19 protein-coding genes are annotated in these 14,017 nt (G+C 69.2%); 15 read left to right on the top strand and 4 right to left on the bottom strand.

All coding sequences use genetic code 11. The features are described 5' to 3' along the window. Window positions 1-54: 54 nt before the first annotated feature. Window positions 55-2,742, bottom strand: coding sequence for a carboxypeptidase-like regulatory domain-containing protein (locus tag KY501_RS50715; protein ID WP_224372804.1), 2,688 nt, complete (start codon window positions 2,740-2,742; stop codon window positions 55-57). Between the two features lie 69 nt (window positions 2,743-2,811). Then, complete coding sequence (locus tag KY501_RS50710; protein ID WP_224372803.1) at window positions 2,812-3,048, bottom strand: DUF7218 family protein; 237 nt, start codon at window positions 3,046-3,048, stop codon at window positions 2,812-2,814. 159 nt (window positions 3,049-3,207) lie between these two features. Here KY501_RS50710 and KY501_RS50705 point away from each other — a divergent pair, with 159 nt between their 5' ends. Further along, a complete protein-coding gene (locus KY501_RS50705; protein WP_224372802.1) occupies window positions 3,208-4,062 on the top strand; it encodes a DUF4097 family beta strand repeat-containing protein in 855 nt (284 codons plus the stop codon). Between the two features lie 2 nt (window positions 4,063-4,064). Here KY501_RS50705 and KY501_RS50700 read toward each other — a convergent pair whose 3' ends face one another. Further along, entirely contained in the window at window positions 4,065-6,995 is a 2,931-nt protein-coding gene (locus KY501_RS50700) for a serine/threonine-protein kinase (protein ID WP_224372801.1), read from the bottom strand. A 260-nt stretch (window positions 6,996-7,255) separates the two neighbouring features. Between KY501_RS50700 and KY501_RS50695 the strand changes: the two genes are divergently transcribed. The 14 genes from KY501_RS50695 to KY501_RS50630 all read left to right on the top strand — a co-directional run bounded on the left by KY501_RS50695 (window position 7,256) and on the right by KY501_RS50630 (window position 13,101). Further along, window positions 7,256-7,555, top strand: a complete 300-nt coding sequence (locus KY501_RS50695) for a hypothetical protein (RefSeq protein ID WP_224372800.1) — start codon at window positions 7,256-7,258, stop codon at window positions 7,553-7,555. Then, window positions 7,548-7,829, top strand: coding sequence for a hypothetical protein (locus KY501_RS50690; RefSeq protein ID WP_224372799.1), 282 nt, complete (start codon window positions 7,548-7,550; stop codon window positions 7,827-7,829). Before KY501_RS50695 ends, KY501_RS50690 begins: the two co-directional genes overlap by 8 nt. Continuing rightward, a complete protein-coding gene (locus KY501_RS50685) occupies window positions 7,822-8,199 on the top strand; it encodes a hypothetical protein (RefSeq protein WP_224372798.1) in 378 nt (125 codons plus the stop codon). The genes KY501_RS50690 and KY501_RS50685 overlap by 8 nt, the downstream gene beginning before the upstream one ends. Continuing rightward, window positions 8,192-8,602, top strand: a complete 411-nt coding sequence (locus KY501_RS50680; RefSeq protein WP_224372797.1) for a hypothetical protein — start codon at window positions 8,192-8,194, stop codon at window positions 8,600-8,602. The genes KY501_RS50685 and KY501_RS50680 overlap by 8 nt, the downstream gene beginning before the upstream one ends. Beyond that, a complete protein-coding gene (locus KY501_RS50675) occupies window positions 8,595-8,867 on the top strand; it encodes a hypothetical protein (protein ID WP_224372796.1) in 273 nt (90 codons plus the stop codon). The genes KY501_RS50680 and KY501_RS50675 overlap by 8 nt, the downstream gene beginning before the upstream one ends. Beyond that, window positions 8,864-9,163: a hypothetical protein gene (locus KY501_RS50670; RefSeq protein ID WP_224365386.1), complete on the top strand. Its 300-nt coding sequence runs from the start codon at window positions 8,864-8,866 to the stop codon at window positions 9,161-9,163. Before KY501_RS50675 ends, KY501_RS50670 begins: the two co-directional genes overlap by 4 nt. Continuing rightward, window positions 9,156-9,401 carry a hypothetical protein gene (locus tag KY501_RS50665; RefSeq protein WP_224372795.1) on the top strand — a complete coding sequence of 82 codons (246 nt, stop codon included), beginning with the start codon at window positions 9,156-9,158 and terminating at the stop codon, window positions 9,399-9,401. The genes KY501_RS50670 and KY501_RS50665 overlap by 8 nt, the downstream gene beginning before the upstream one ends. Continuing rightward, window positions 9,391-9,678 carry a hypothetical protein gene (locus tag KY501_RS50660; protein WP_224372794.1) on the top strand — a complete coding sequence of 96 codons (288 nt, stop codon included), beginning with the start codon at window positions 9,391-9,393 and terminating at the stop codon, window positions 9,676-9,678. Before KY501_RS50665 ends, KY501_RS50660 begins: the two co-directional genes overlap by 11 nt. Continuing rightward, window positions 9,671-10,027, top strand: a complete 357-nt coding sequence (locus KY501_RS50655) for a hypothetical protein (RefSeq protein ID WP_224372793.1) — start codon at window positions 9,671-9,673, stop codon at window positions 10,025-10,027. The genes KY501_RS50660 and KY501_RS50655 overlap by 8 nt, the downstream gene beginning before the upstream one ends. Beyond that, a complete protein-coding gene (locus KY501_RS50650; protein ID WP_224372792.1) occupies window positions 10,020-10,469 on the top strand; it encodes a hypothetical protein in 450 nt (149 codons plus the stop codon). Before KY501_RS50655 ends, KY501_RS50650 begins: the two co-directional genes overlap by 8 nt. Further along, a complete protein-coding gene (locus tag KY501_RS50645; RefSeq protein ID WP_224372791.1) occupies window positions 10,462-10,893 on the top strand; it encodes a hypothetical protein in 432 nt (143 codons plus the stop codon). Before KY501_RS50650 ends, KY501_RS50645 begins: the two co-directional genes overlap by 8 nt. Then, window positions 10,886-11,116, top strand: coding sequence for a hypothetical protein (locus KY501_RS50640; RefSeq protein ID WP_224372790.1), 231 nt, complete (start codon window positions 10,886-10,888; stop codon window positions 11,114-11,116). The genes KY501_RS50645 and KY501_RS50640 overlap by 8 nt, the downstream gene beginning before the upstream one ends. Next, window positions 11,109-11,573 carry a hypothetical protein gene (locus tag KY501_RS50635; protein ID WP_224372789.1) on the top strand — a complete coding sequence of 155 codons (465 nt, stop codon included), beginning with the start codon at window positions 11,109-11,111 and terminating at the stop codon, window positions 11,571-11,573. The genes KY501_RS50640 and KY501_RS50635 overlap by 8 nt, the downstream gene beginning before the upstream one ends. A 634-nt stretch (window positions 11,574-12,207) precedes the next feature. Continuing rightward, window positions 12,208-13,101 (top strand): hypothetical protein, encoded by an 894-nt coding sequence (locus KY501_RS50630; protein ID WP_224372788.1) that lies wholly within the window; start codon window positions 12,208-12,210, stop codon window positions 13,099-13,101. A gap of 281 nt (window positions 13,102-13,382) precedes the next feature. Here the strand turns inward: KY501_RS50630 and KY501_RS50625 are convergent. Further along, window positions 13,383-14,017, bottom strand: a 635-nt coding sequence (locus KY501_RS50625; protein WP_224372787.1) for a DnaJ-like cysteine-rich domain-containing protein, incomplete at its 5' end; no start/stop codon positions are given.

Here is a 14,017-nt window from a genome sequence, read left to right as displayed (position 1 = left end):
TGTGGCACAGCTCCTTCCGCATGTCGGATGGGCTGACCTCGCCTGCTCGAGTGCTCACGGAGGATCCGTCGATGGCTCATCCGTGGATAGCTCCTCCGTCGATGGCTCCTCCGTCGAAGGTTCCGCCAGGGTCACGTCGCCTACGTCGAGCTTCTCCCCTTCATGGAGCGTGAAGGGCCGCTCCTCCCGTCCCCGCCGCAGGACATGGTAGCCGGGCTGGACGCCGAGGAACTCGAATCGCCCATCCCTGCTCGCATAGGCGGTCCGGAACTCGTGCGTTGCGGAACTCAGGGAGAGGAAGCCCGAGCGGGGCACTCCCGGAGAAGTGACGAGTCTGCCCGTCACCTGGCCCAACGTCCCCACGGGGATCTCCAGGTTCGCCGTCTGGCCGGAGGCCAGGTGCACCGTGGCCCTGCCGCTGCGGCCATCCGGGGTGGTCACCAGCAAGTCGAGTGTTCCCGGGGGCAGATCCACCAACTCGAACGTGTCATCGTGGAAGGGGCTGGTCTCGCCAACCACCTCCAGTCCCTCATCGCTCTTCCGCTCGATCACGGAGATGTCGAAGCCTTGGACCGGAGGGCCTCGCGCGGCGACGACGCGCCCACGCAGGGCCGCAGCCTTCAGCAATTGCACCACCACATGCTTGCTGCCCAGCCTCACGCCCCGGGCCTCGCCCTTCTCCCCCTGGCCGATGGCCTGCAGGGCGCCAGCGCTCTCCTCGGTGGAGGCGGCAGTCCTGAAGGTGAAGCGTCCCTGGCTGTCGGCCTGGGTGCTCGAGAAGACGAGTTCGCCCGAGAGCTCCACGATGGCGCCCGGTACAGGCTCGCCTCGCGAGTTCAGCACGACGCCCTGTGTCTCCGTCACCGAGTTCGGCGCGGTGAGGCTCACCTGGACCACCTTCCCGGCCTCGACGGTGACGCCCTGCTCGGGGCCCGAGTCCATCGCCGCGGAGTAATCGGCCTTGAGCGAATAGGTGCCCGGCATCAGCCGCAGCGTGAACTGGCCCGTGTCTTCATCCACGTACGCGAGCCGTTGCTGGGGGCCCTCGGTCGCGGAGGCGGTGACGGTGGTCGTATCGTGCAGCGGGCTGCCATCGGTGGTCTGGACGATTCCCTGCACCACCCCCAGGGCCTCCGGCAGGGAGAAGTCCGCGCGAACCGTCTCTGCCTCCTTCAAGGTCAGCTCGCGGACGACGGGGGTCGTGTCGGGAGTGCTCTTGGCTTCCACCCGATAGCGCCCTGGAGCCAGCCCCGTGAGGTGGTATTCGCCCAGCTCGTCGGCGCCCGCCCAGGGCCGGTGCGGCTCGTCCATGGGCTGATCCAGGGACTGGACGCTGATCACCGCGTCCTCCGCGGGCCGGCCCAGGGAATCCGTCACGTGTCCTTCCAGGGCCGCGAGCGAGACCGCGGCGATCTCGACCGAGAGCTGCTGTCCCGGCTGGACGACCGTCTGCTCGGGTGAGATGTGCTGGCGCCCCCGGAAGTCGCGGAGGGAGAAGCTGTACTCCCCGGGCAGGACATTCAGGATGAGGAGCGAGCCACTGGCATCCGTCGTGTAGCTGCGTTGCTCTCGCGACTCGTGGTGGATGACCGCCACGCGCGTCCCTTCGATGGGCTTCCGGCTTGATTTGGCGAAGACACGAAGGAGGATGCTGCCGGCGGGGCCCATGCGGATGACGAGCCCATCGACCAGGCCGCCGCGCACGGCGGTCACTTCACGCTCGAGCCTTCCCGCAAGGCCGTTGCTATGCGCCAGGAGGGAGTGGATGCCCGGCTCGACTTCGAGGGAGAAGCGCCCCTGAGCATCCGTTTTCGGAGTCTTGTCCTCGCCGATGATTCCGCGGGGAGTCACCCAGAGCTCCGCGCCGGGGACAGGTGCGCCGGTGTTGTCGATGACCTGCCCCTCGAGGCGCGAGGCCCCCTCGAGCTCGATGCTGAGGTGCTCGGGCCTGGGAGCCCGGACCTCCACTTCTGTCGGGGAGTGGCCCGCTGCCTCGACGCTGACTCGATAGGTGGCCGCGGCGAGGTCGGCCGCGTGGAAGGCCCCCCGTGCGTCGGTGGTGAAGGAGAGATCCTCGAGCACGAGGTATGCGTTGTCGACGGCGAAGTCGTCGGCCGGGGAGAAGGTGAGACGGGCTCCGGCGATGGGTTGCTGCGAGTCCCTGTCCACGACGTGTCCGCTCACGGCGTTGCCGGGCTGGAGCTGGAACCGGGCCACGGGAGGGGAGCCCGAGATGGGCTCGACGATCTGTAGGACCGAGGGGGCGAAGCCGGGCGCATGGGCCGCGAGGAGGTATTTGCCGGGCACGCAGAACCCCAGGCCCCGTCCATCCGGCCCGACAACCCGTGAGTAGTCCCCGGGGTTGAAGTCCTCTTCCGGGCCCTCGGGTTCCTCTTCCTCGTCGTCCGGGGCCTCGTTCTCGTCGCCTGTGTCCGCCTCCTCGATCAGGGCTGCATCCACGCGGGCGGATGGGACGGGCACGCCTTGGGCGGTCACCTCCAGCGCGATACACGGGCCGGTGGCGCTCTCCTGGCGCTTGGAGTCCCGAGGCTTCTCCGAGTCACCCTGGGGCTTTGCCTTCGAGGTGGACGGAGCCCGAGCCGCGGAGGTGCCCGACGCGGCCGGTGTGGAGGCAGCGCCGGTGGCAGGTGCTTGCCCGGAGGTGGTGCGCAGGGCCCACCACGCCACCACTGGGATGGCGAGGATGAGGGCGATGAGGATGAACCGCAGCGGCCTGGGCACGGCGCCAGTCTACTGCTTCCCAGGCGCGGCGTGCCTGAGCCGAGATCGCCGCCTCGAATCGCGGAGGGGCTACTTCTTGCTGGTGCGGCCCCGGCCTCCGCTGCTGCGCTTGCCGCCCTTGCGGCTGGCGGACTTGCCGGCGTTGGCGATCTTCGCGGCGCGGGCCTTGGGCATGCCCTTGCGCTTGAGCGCCTTGTACTGGCGGGGGTTCTTGGTGGCCTTGCCGCCTGCGCGGCTGCTGCTGCTCTTGCTGCGGCTGCTGCTCTTGCTGCGGCTGCTGGTGCTCTTGGTCCGGGTCGACGCCATGGGTGCTCCTGTTCGCGGGTGCTGTCCGAAGGTGGGCAGCACCTATCTGCAAGGTAGGGAGCGCCCTTGTGAGTGCAAAGCCCCTGCACGGTGTTACCGGTGTGCAATCGAACACCCGTTCAGGCGTAGAACCCGGTCGTCCCACATGAGGAGACTGTCATGCAGAGATCATTGAGCTGGGTGGGATTGCTCGCGCTGGCCTGCGGAGGGTGTGCGCACTACGAGGTGCGCGATGCGTTCGAGCAGTCCTTCGAGCAGACGGTGGAGGGGCCCGTCACGCGCGTGGAGGTGGAGAGTTCCTCGGGGGATGTGCGCATCCAGGGTGTTCCCGGGGCTCCGGTCAAGGTGAAGGGCCGGATCTCGGTGTACGCGGGCAGTCAGGCCAAGGCGCGCGAGGTGGCCGAGCAGATCGCCCGGACACCGCCCGTGGAGCGCTCGGGGCAGGTGGTGTCGGTGGGCAAGCACGTGGATACAGGCGGGCACCTCTTCGGGGGCGTGAGCATCGACTATGAGGTGGTGGTGCCGCCCGAGCTGTCGGCGTTCGTCAACAGCTCCTCGGGAGACGTCGAGGTGTCCGGGCTCCAGGGGGAGGTGAAGGTGGACAGCTCCTCGGGCGAGGTGAAGCTGAGGCAGGTGGGCTCGGCGAAGGTGAGCAGCTCCTCGGGGAACGTGGTGCTCGAGGGGGTGGCTGGAGACATCGAAGTGGACTCGTCCAGCGGCGATGTGGATGTCCGCGCGACGCCAGGGCCGAAGGCCCGGTGGGACATCGAAGCGAGCTCGGGGGATGTCACGCTGACGGTGGCGCCGGATGCGGCGTTCCAGCTCGATGCCTCGACGTCATCCGGAAACGTGAAGAGCGAGATACCCATCCGGATCCGAGGCACCGTCGACGAGGATGAGCTGCACGGGAAGGTGGGCGACAGGCCGAGCGAGGCGGAGGTGAAGCTCGGCACGTCCAGCGGCGACATCCGCATCCGCGAGGAGGGGCGAGGCAGCCCCCAAGCCTCGAACTGAGCTCACAGTTCCTTCTTGGCCGTCTCGAGCCGGCCCTTGGCGGAGGCCGCGGGCTTCTGGTGCTGGGAGATCCAGTCGGAGATCTCCTTCGCGCTGTCGGCCTCCTTGACGCTCTGGAACGCGTCCAGCGCTTTCTGGGCCAGCGCCAGCACCTCGGGGCCCTTGCGGCCCTGCGCGTCCATGGCTCGAGCCAACCCGAAGTAGGCGTCTCCCTGTGTCCGCGGATCGTGCGTGAGCTTCAGCGCGCGCTCCAGCAGCGGCTGCGCTTCCTTCGCCTCGCCTTGCTCCACGTGGGCCAGCCCCAGCCCCAGGGCCGAGTAGCCCACCGCCTCGTCCTCCGGGCCCAGCGCCTTCTCCTTGATGGCCAGCGCCTTCGTGAAGGGCTCCACCGCCTGCGGGTACCTCTTGCTCATGAGGTAAACCTGGCCCACCACGTCGTAGGCATCGCCCGTCTCGGGGTGCTCCGGGCCGCGCGCGGCGATGTGGATCTCCAGGGAGCGCTTCGCGTCGGCCTCGGCATTCTCGAAGTCCTCCATACGGACCCGGGACTGCGCTCGGCCGTAGTAGAGGTAGCCGACAATCGGGTGCTTCGGGCCGCTCAGCCGCTCGCGGATGCCGATGGCCTCGGTGATGACGCGCACCGAGTCCTCGAACTTCCCCTCGTCCCGGTACGCGTTGCCCATGTTGCCCAGGATGTTGGCGCGCCGGACATGATCCGGCCCCAGCGCGTGCTCCACTCGCTGGAGTGCCTGCTGCAACGCCGCCAGCGCCTCCGCGTTCTTACCCAGCCGCGTGTACGTCACCCCCAGGTAGTTGAACAGCTCGCCCTCCAGCTCCTCGTTGCCTCCCATGCGCGCCAGCGCGGCCTTGGCGAACTCGCTCCACCGCAGCGCCTCCTCCAGCCGGTCCGGGTTGAAGCCCACCGCGAACACCAGCCCCGACGCCGCGCGCGTCATCACCGGATCATTGCGTGAGGCCATCGCCGTCCAGAAGGACTGCATCAGGTGTCGCTCTCCCTCCACCGGTGAGCCGGAGCGGGCCTCCATCGAGCCCTCGTAGAACAGCGCCTCGGCCTCCAGTGGCCGATACCCCAACGCGCTGGCCGCCTCCACCGCCGGCGCCGCCAGCTCCGCAGCTTGCTTGTACCGCCCGGCGTCCGTCAGCGCCTTGACCTGGGACAGCTGTCCGGAGATCCGCTCGATCTCCTGCCGCGCCTGGGGCGAGTCCGGAGGGGGCTCCACCTGGCTCAGCGTCGTCACGTCCGCGCACGCCTGCAGCGATGGCAACAGCGACACCGTGTCCGCGGCTTTCAGCACCAGCGCGCTGTCCGCGGAGGCCAGGATGTCGGTGACGGCCTTCACGTCCTTCAGGCGCCGCTCCAGGCACAGCACGCGCAGCCCCAGCAGCGCTTCGGTCTGCTCACCCCGGATGCGCGTGGCGCGGCATGCCTCGGTGCTCGCCTCCACCCAGCCGCGCGTGTACGCGTCCAGCATCCTCTTCACGCGCGTGGTCACCTCCGAAGCCTGCGCGCTGCCTGTGGCGATCAGTCCGTTCTCTACCTGTATGCGGACCGCCTCATTCCAGACGCTCACCAGCTTCTGCTCCGCGCCGGTGCACACCAGCGCCTGCCGGGCCGCCGCCTCGTGCGCGTACCACGCGTAGCCGCCCACGCTCGCCAGCAGCACCGCCGCCGCCGCGCTCGCCACCAGCCGGGCCCTGCGCGGCCGGTACTCGAGCTGAGACAGCAGCGCCTCCATGGAGGAGAACCGGTCCTTCGGCTCGGGAGAGAGCCCCCGGAGGATGGCGCGCCGCACGAAGGTGGGCACCCGCGACTCGCTCGGAGGCTCGAAGGCACCCGAGCTCGGATCCACGGGGCGCTCATCCCCGGCGCGCTGGCTCGGCCGGGAGGTGCCCTTGTGCGACGAGCCCGGGCTGTAGTCCGCGTCTTTCGACGAGCGCTGGCGCTCGAAAGGCCACACTCCGAAAAGAGCCCAGTACAGCGCCACGCAGAAGCTGAACTGATCAGCCCGCGCGTCCGGTGCCTCGCCCCTCCGCTGCTCCGGAGCCATGTACATGAGCGTGCCCACCGCGTGGCCTTCCTGGGTGAGCTGCGCCAGCTCCGGGCTCTCGTCCACCCGGGTTCCGTTGGGGAGCGCGGCGCGGGGAGGCTCGACGCCCTCCTCGGCCAGCCGGGCCAGACCGAAGTCCGTGACGCCGATGCGCCCATCCTTGCCGATGAGCACGTTGTCCGGCTTGAAGTCGCGGTGCACCAGACCCGCCGAGTGCGCGCCCGCCAGGCCTCGGCCCGCCGCCACGAAGGTGTCCAGCACCTCGCGCCAGGGGCGCGGCTTCTCCTTGATCCACTTCTTGAGCGTGGTGCCGTCCACGAACTCCATGGCGACGAAGACGCCCTCGCCCAGGGTGCCCACGTCGTACACGGCGATGACGTGAGGGTGGGTGACGCGAGCCATGGCCTGCGCCTCTCGCAGCAAGCGCGCCTGCCCCATCGCCCGGCCCTCGGCATGGTGCTTGTCCATGCGCAGCAGCTTGATGGCCACCCGGCGGCCCAGATCCGGATCCCACGCCGAGTACACCGTGCCCATGCCACCCTGGCCCACGCGTTCCAGGACCAGGTAGCGGCCCACCTGCTCGCCGCGCTGGGGCGCGCGGCCCTCCTTGATCCATTGCGGCGTGGCGGGCTCGGAGGGGAGCGGGGCGGCGTCGGCCGCGTCGGACCCAGCGGCGAAGGCGGCCCCGGTGGCATAGCTCGCCTCGAGATCCGCCGGAACTTCGGTGACGACCTCCTGATCCGCGGCCAGCAGCTCCCCGCACGGCTTGCACGTGGCCAGGTGACTCTCCACCTGGGAGGCACGCTCGGGCGGGAGCTGGCCCCGCAGGAAGCGGGTGACTTCGGCGGCGTCGAGGTGCTCCATGGGAGGATCTTCCCTACCTGCGGTGAAGGGGTCGGTTCCCCAATATCACCGATCTCCCTCTGACAGAGAGGGGGGGGGTGATGCGCGGCTTGGGCAGGGAGCAACCGTCCAGGTAGCGCTTCAGGTGACCTTCCCGGTGAGTGGCGCCAGACCGGGAAGGGGCTGGCGGCCCCGGTCGTGCTTGTCCCCAGTGTGTGAGCTGGGGGCCGGTGCGGCCGGGGCCGTGCTGTTTCTACCGATGGCGCCAGGAGCCCCTTCCCATGGCTCGCAAGAAGCAGGAACGGCACGCCCGCAAGGCGGAGCCGACAGTGGACGTGCGTACCCCCTTCAGGTTCCCGGAGCCCCGCCAGTACATGGTGGCGGAGGCTTTGGGGAGGGCTGAGAAGGCGGCGGCCAATCTCGAGCAGTTGCTGAAGGAGATTGCCCCGCAGTTGATGGCTGACCGAGCCTCGGCTTGGCAGAGACCGGCCCTCGAGCACGCGGCGCTGCAGCTGGTGAGCTTGCGGCTGCAGCTGCGCGGGCACCAGGCGTTCTACGTCCTGGAGGTGGGCCGTGGCTAAGCCCTCCATTCGGACGGAGAAGCCTCTCCACGAGAGCGACGAGGGCGAGCTGCTGCAGCTTGCTGCTCATCTCCTCGGTAAGGCGCGCGAGGTGCTGCAGCACGTGCAGTTGCCTCTGTCCCGAAGGCAGGAGTCGGGGAGTGTGGCGGCCGCGTTCGAGTCCGGCCGGGTGCGCTCCCTCATCGACCAGGTGACGCAGCTCCGGCGAGAGGCGCGGGATGTGCGGCGCTCTCTGCGAGAGGGTCAGTCGGCCGGGGAGGTGCGCCATGGCTGAGCGCAAGAAGCTGCGCCACTGGTTCGGCACCATGGAAGAGACTGCGTGCGGGACGCCGATGCGCAAGGTTCACGCGGGCGGCGTCGCCACCCTTGTGCCGGATGTCACCTGCCCGGGGTGCCTGCGCTCGGAGGAGTACCAGGTCGCTGCCCGCCGCATCGGTGCGCCCATCTCGAGGCAGAAGGGGGCGCGGGTCCGTCGGAGTCGAGCAGCTGTGCTCACCCCACTTGCTGCCGAGAACCTTCTCAACCTCCTCGACACGTTCGAGGCGGCCATCAAGGCGCAGCTCAAGTCCGAGGGCTTGACGGAACGCCCTTATACCGAGGTGCGTGAGGCAGTAGCGGCGCTGGCTGAGGTGTCCCATGGCTAGCGCAGCGGGGGAGCCCACTGAGGTGAGGCCCATCCTCCACAAGTGCACCCGGTGCACCTTCTGGACGTTTGATCCGGAGGTGCGTCGTCAACACCACGTGGAGACGGGCCACGCGTTGAAGGAGGAGACGCTGCCCGCGGGCGTGAGTGGAACTGGGCCTTTTCCGACGGAGCCCCCGCCGGAGACCTTGCTGGACAAGCTGAAGACGGCGCAGGCCTTGGCGGAGAACCTCCACAAGGTGCTCGGTGAGGTCCTCGAGGAGCCCGAGATCCTCAGCCTCGAGCCGGAGCGCGTTGAGGAGGTAGTCATCAACCGCACGGCCGTGTGGATGCGGCTCTGTGACATTCGTCGGCTTGTCTCAGTGGTGCAGATGCGCTCCAGGTGGGAGGCCCGCCATGGCTGAACCTTTCTCCTTCCCGGGGTTGGCGCGCAGGTGGTGCGAGAAGGGTGTGGTGGGCCTGGCAGTGGCCCAAGAGGCGCTCGAGGAGAGCGTCGGCGGCCTGTCCATGCTCGCCCTCCCCCCTGAGCTCCTCAAGCAGCTGGAGGAACTCCAGCTGCAGCTCCACACCGTGCAGCTGCGCGTGCTGCAGCTGCGCAACGGCGGACCGCTCGATCTGAGTGCCGAGACGAAGCGGCACCTGCAGGTTCCTCCGGAGGTGTCGCGATGACGGGCCAGCCGACAGCGCCCCGGCGGCGCGGTGACAAGTGCACGGCCTGCAACCTGGCTCTGCGACCTCTGAGTTCCATCCTCCGCGACGTCCAGAACGCTCCGCGTGCTGCTGACGTCGTGGTCGTCGCGCCAACGGCGACGGTCGAGGAGTTTGACGAGAGACTGGCTGAGGTTGTCTCGGGCCGTCTCACCCGCCTGCAGTCGGAGATCAACGGCTACTGCTACGCGTGCGCCTTCAAGCTCGAGCTGCTGAGCCACGGCGGGGGCGGAGCGGAGGATGCCCACCATGGCTGAGCTCTGCGAGTGGTGCGGCACTCCGCAGCGTCCGCGCGCGAGCATCGACCGGGAGCTGAGCGACGCGGGCAGAGTGCTCGACCACGTCCTTCCTTCGGCCTCGCCGGGGCGGCGCTGCGACTGGCTCCAGCAGTTCGTCATGACGTTGAGCAGGGAGCTCTACAGCTGCTGCGTGTGGTGCGCCAACGAGTACGCGAGCGACGCGCGCCCTCGTCCTGAGGTGAGCCATGGCCAGTAAACGGAGCGGGCTCGAGCTCAACCTCTACAGCCCTGAGGAGCTCGCAGCGCGGGAGCGGGCGGCGGGTGCTCTCCAGCGTGCGCGGGGCCATCTAGCGGCGGCCGTGGGAGACCTCGAGGAGGGAAGCAGCATCCTCGAGGCGGTGCCCAGCAGTGCGAGGTGCATGACAGAGGCCTCTGTCACCTGGACCCTCGCGCGGGTCGTCGCGGCGCTGAGGACTGAGGTGCACCGCATCCGCAAGCGCGTCGAGCCGAAGGGAGGGCGGAGCCATGGCTGACACGTTTGAGGGTCCTGCGCGCCTCTACTTCCAGCGAGGGAGAGTGGTGACGCGAGAGGATGCTCTCGCGAAGGCAAGGCGCTCGCGGTTCGTGGACGCGACTGCGTTCCTCGTGTTCAGCGGGCCGTGGAAGTCCCCTCGTGGCCGTCACTCCTACGTCGTTCTGAGGTGGGCGCTCTTTGATCGTGGTTCGCAGTGTGGCGCCCCCATCCACGTCAGGGCTGACGGTCGTCTTGAGCTCGCCTCGTGGTGGGAGCGAGTCTCGATAGACCAGGTGGTCTCGCCTGCCGACGAGGCTGAGCTCATGAAACAGTGGGCGAAGGTTGAGGGGGACCAGAGCCATGGCTGACTCCCCTGTGTGCGGCTGGGAGGGCTGCCGACGTCACGAGCGCCCCGCCAAGGCGATCGCTGAGGACGTGCTCACTGTCTCGGAGATGGCTGCCCCCGTCATCGGGGGCGGCCATTGGCTCAAGCGCAGGTTGTCGCAGCTGGGCTTTGAGCTGGCTGGTGTGTGTCAGCAGTGCGCGCTCGGCCTGGTCGAGAGGGTGGTGCCTGATCGCGCGCCGAGCACGTGCGGCCACCAGCGGCGTTCCATGGCGGAGGTCGTCGTGTCTCTCTCTGCGGTTGCAGAGCAGCTCCGTCAGCGTCGATGCGATCTCGTCCCCGGAGAGAGGGCCGTGCTGCGCGCCTGCCTGATGCAGTTCAGCTGGGAGCTCCACGCGTACTGCCTGGCCTGTGCTCGTGCGGTCGTTGAAGAGGCGGAGTTCGGAAAGAGGCCTGCTCATGCATAGCCTTCGCTCGAGCTGCTCCCGGTGCCACGACACCGGCAGGCTCCCCTCGGGCCCGGACGACAGAGACGGAGGGGACACGCTCTGTGACTGCGCTGCAGGTGACTTCCTGTTGGCAGTGCTCAACGCCGAGCCTCTTGGTCCAGCCTACGCCGACGAGGACCTCGACGGTGGGCCCACGGCCGGGGATGCAGGCGTGTTCCCTCCGGACGCAGAGGACTTGAGCGAGCTCCGTCCCGCTGGGGTGTACGAGGCGGGCGAGTCTCGCCTCTTCCACCAGAAGGATGAGGGCAGCGTGCTCTCGGGTACGAGGTGCAGTGGGTGCGGCTGCACGGATGCGTTGCCCTGTCCGGGTGGCTGCATCTGGGCCAACGCCTCCGCCACGCTGTGCAGCAGGTGTGCGCTCTCTGGGGGCGGCCATGGGTGAGGCTCTGCACTTCTGGGCAGAGATTGCCCGGCTCGCGAAGCACTGCGAGGCGAGCCGCTTCCCTGACAAGGAGGGGGACAGCGTCTGCCAGCACCATGGCGGCAAGATGGTGGAGGGCAGCCTCTGCCAGCGGGCCGCGCCTCACCGAGACGCGAAGCTCTCGACTGCGGCAGAGCCTCACCAACTCTCCCTGTTCGAAGCGAAGGGGCCAGGTCATGGCTAGTCCCTTCGTGCGCGAACCGGGGGCCTTGCCGCTTCCTCAGTGGGAGGACACTCCGCCCGTGCTCGAGGCGCCCCCGCGGCTCGCGTACCTGCTCAATGTGGTGGAGGCTCGAGCGAGGGACCTGCGGGAGCTCGACGAGGAGATCCGCGCCCGCAACCCGCGTCCGCCGGCGCCCCCCTCCGGGCGCCCGGCGCTCGTCCTCGAGCCCACGCCGCCAGGTGCGCCGCGCAAACGGCGCACGTCCTCACGTCGGCGTGCTGCCCCGAAGGCCGCGCGTGTTGCGGCCGCTGCAGCGGACGAGCAGGGGCTCCCCTGGGCCGACCCTGCGGACGTTGTCGAGGTGAAGCCCCTGCTCACCCTCGTCCCGCCCCCACAGGGACGGGATGAGGTGCCATGGGCGGATCCGGCCGATGTGGTGGAGCTCGGGCCGCAGCACCTCCGCGAGGTGGCGGCGTGAGGGCCCACAGCGGCAAGTGCACGTGTGGGCGTGCTCGGCGGCCGATGCGCTCGATTGCTGCGGAGCTCCGCGCCGCGGCCGACGTTGCTGACCTCATGGCGGCTCGCAGGGTTGTCGAGGGTCCGCCCCCACTACCGTCGTGCGCGTCCGGTGAGCAGCACGCCGCACTGATGGCTGCCGTTGAGCTCGGCGTGTCGAGGGCACTGGTTCGTATACATCTTGAGGACCTTGCCCTCGAGCTCGAGCACGGGCTCTGCGTGTACTGCGTGCGCGCGTTGCCCGCAGACAGGAAGGGGGCACCTCCTCGGTGACTCCTTCACGGGTGGCGGCGGCGGCTTCTCGCTCACCCTCCCCGGCAGCCCCGGGGGAGGGTGGCGAGAAGGGGGGATCAGAGTCTGATGTGCCAGCCCTCCCGAAGCCGGAGGAGATGGCACAGCCGGAGTCGTACGCGGTTGAGTGGGATCTCGCCCAACTCCTCGACGACTGCAAACGCTGTAGGGGCCTTGGCCTGGTACCGGAGCTTCTCAGCAAGAGGCCACAGCGTTGCAAGAGGTGCCACGGCCGTGGCCGTGGCCTGCGGGGCCTGGCTCGCGAGCACGAGGCGGAGCTGAAGCAACGGGAGCGCCTGCTGGGAGTGTCCGCGACGCTGATCGCTCTGTGTGCGTTGTGCCTCGGGTTCCACGGGCTGCCCGGGGTTGCGGCCCAGCAGCGGCGCCGCCTCTGGGGGCGCGGGCTGCAGCTGCCCCTCCGGTTCCTCTCGATCCTGCTGGGGCGCCACCCGTCGACGATCTGCGATGCCCTCAACAAGGGCATGGAGCTCGGGCTGCTCGAGCGTCACGCGTTCGTGCGCCGGGTGGAGCGCGTCACCCATGGGCGTCTCTCCACAGCCGATGTGAAACGGGGCAAGGGGCAGGGTGGCGGCCGGGAGCAGCGCGAGCGGATCAACGTGCACGGTGTGCTGTACCTCACCCGCAGCGGCGCGGAGCTGCTCAGGGACATGGGGCGGATCCGCGCCGAGGGTGTGGAGAAGTCCGGGGGGGTTGTGGGCCGCCTGTTGACAACTCTGGCCCCGATTTTTCGCGCAGTGGCAGTTCGCTGCGCCAGCGCCCGGAAGGGCCCGACACCAGAAGGAGGAGACAACTACCCCAACAATAATTACTCCTCGTCGTCCGCTCTGCTTGTTACGGAGGGAGGTGCCCTCGGCACGGAGGCCCACGGCTCCGACCCGCCGGGTGCCCGCCGGGGGCTCCCGGCTCGCGTGGTGGACCTCCCCCCGCGCGCGCTATGCGCCCTCGGCCTCCTCAGCCCCAAGGGACGTGGGTGGCCTCGGACGCTCGACGCGCTCACGCGCTTCGAGCTCCTGCAGGTCCTGCAGGTCTTCACGAGCCCCGAGGCCCTCTGGCCTCGGCTCTGGAAGCACGGTGATGTGAAGGCCCGGCAGTGGCTGGCCAGCGAGTACGAGCGCCTGAGAGCTCGCTCTCTCGGCCGTCCATGGCACGCGAGCGGCAAACAGCAGGCTGGCCGTTGAGGGAGTCTCGCCGGACCCTCTGCGTCCCTGCCTGCAGTGCTAGCCGCGAACGCTGGAGCCTTGCCTGCATTGGGTGCGGAGGAGGGCCCGGAGATCCGGCCAGGGCGCATTTCGTGCGTCCTGGACCAAATACGGCCCCTTGGGGGCCCTTGCGGTGGGGTGGGGCGGTGCGGGCTGCCCGGGTGCTCGCTCATCCCCGGCATCCCTGTGGGCATCGGTCCGGGGGTGGCTGCTTCCCCCCTCTCGGGGGGATTGACGCGGGGCGGCCTGGGCAGGGGCCGTCAGACGGAGGCCTTGCGGCGCTCGAGGTCCTTGCGGAGCGCCTGCAGGAGTTCACCGTCCTGCTTGCCGCGGAGCGTGGCCTGGGTGAGCTCGCGGTCTGCGAAGGTGAGGACGAGCTTGCGCTCTGTCTTCCCCTTCAGCGTCACCTCGACCCGAGCGGGAAAGCCCGCACCTGCATACTTCCTGAGGAGCTCGCGTACGAGGGCGCCCGTCGTCTTCGCCACTGACGCGAAGGAGTCTCTCGCCGGGTTGAGCAGCCGCAGTTGTCTGCTGTCCTCCTCAGCGGGCGCGGCGATCGTCCCTTGCCCGCTGCACACCTCGCACCAGTCGATCACCCCTGCCCACGGAGAGACTCTGCCGGAGCCGCCGCAGCGCGGACACGTCACCTTCTTGCCTCGGGTGCGTGGGTTCGTCTTCCGGCCGAACAGCACGGCGAGGGCCGACGCCGGCGTCGGGTCATCGCCCAGCAGGGTCCCTTGGCTTGGATCGTGGTCTGCGGCCGCTGCCCAGCGCCGGAAGGCATCGCCCACCTGGCGCGGGCCGAGCTCGTCGAGCATGGTGCCAAGCTTCGCGGCAGTGGCGTCGAGCTGGGAGCCATCCCCGAAGAGGGAGGCCTGACTGGCCAAGTCCGAGA

This window comes from Hyalangium versicolor (assembly GCF_020103695.1).
Taxonomy (GTDB): Bacteria; Myxococcota; Myxococcia; order Myxococcales; family Myxococcaceae; genus Hyalangium; species Hyalangium versicolor.
This window is presented reverse-complemented; position numbering and strand designations above follow the sequence as displayed.

Bases quoted from the DNA above. Each gene is read 5' to 3' on its own strand.
- KY501_RS50695 (WP_224372800.1), top strand. From the start codon at position 7,256: ATGGCTCGCAAGAAGCAGGAACGGCACGCCCGCAAGGCGGAGCCGACA.
- KY501_RS50635 (WP_224372789.1), top strand. From the start codon at position 11,109: ATGGCTAGTCCCTTCGTGCGCGAACCGGGGGCCTTGCCGCTTCCTCAG.
- KY501_RS50685 (WP_224372798.1), top strand. From the start codon at position 7,822: ATGGCTGAGCGCAAGAAGCTGCGCCACTGGTTCGGCACCATGGAAGAG.
- KY501_RS50660 (WP_224372794.1), top strand. From the start codon at position 9,391: ATGGCCAGTAAACGGAGCGGGCTCGAGCTCAACCTCTACAGCCCTGAG.
- KY501_RS50640 (WP_224372790.1), top strand. From the start codon at position 10,886: ATGGGTGAGGCTCTGCACTTCTGGGCAGAGATTGCCCGGCTCGCGAAG.
- KY501_RS50655 (WP_224372793.1), top strand. From the start codon at position 9,671: ATGGCTGACACGTTTGAGGGTCCTGCGCGCCTCTACTTCCAGCGAGGG.
- KY501_RS50680 (WP_224372797.1), top strand. From the start codon at position 8,192: ATGGCTAGCGCAGCGGGGGAGCCCACTGAGGTGAGGCCCATCCTCCAC.
- KY501_RS50650 (WP_224372792.1), top strand. From the start codon at position 10,020: ATGGCTGACTCCCCTGTGTGCGGCTGGGAGGGCTGCCGACGTCACGAG.
- KY501_RS50675 (WP_224372796.1), top strand. From the start codon at position 8,595: ATGGCTGAACCTTTCTCCTTCCCGGGGTTGGCGCGCAGGTGGTGCGAG.
- KY501_RS50700 (WP_224372801.1), bottom strand. From the start codon at position 6,995: ATGGAGCACCTCGACGCCGCCGAAGTCACCCGCTTCCTGCGGGGCCAG.
- KY501_RS50645 (WP_224372791.1), top strand. From the start codon at position 10,462: ATGCATAGCCTTCGCTCGAGCTGCTCCCGGTGCCACGACACCGGCAGG.
- KY501_RS50665 (WP_224372795.1), top strand. From the start codon at position 9,156: ATGGCTGAGCTCTGCGAGTGGTGCGGCACTCCGCAGCGTCCGCGCGCG.
- KY501_RS50670 (WP_224365386.1), top strand. From the start codon at position 8,864: ATGACGGGCCAGCCGACAGCGCCCCGGCGGCGCGGTGACAAGTGCACG.
- KY501_RS50710 (WP_224372803.1), bottom strand. From the start codon at position 3,048: ATGGCGTCGACCCGGACCAAGAGCACCAGCAGCCGCAGCAAGAGCAGC.
- KY501_RS50705 (WP_224372802.1), top strand. From the start codon at position 3,208: ATGCAGAGATCATTGAGCTGGGTGGGATTGCTCGCGCTGGCCTGCGGA.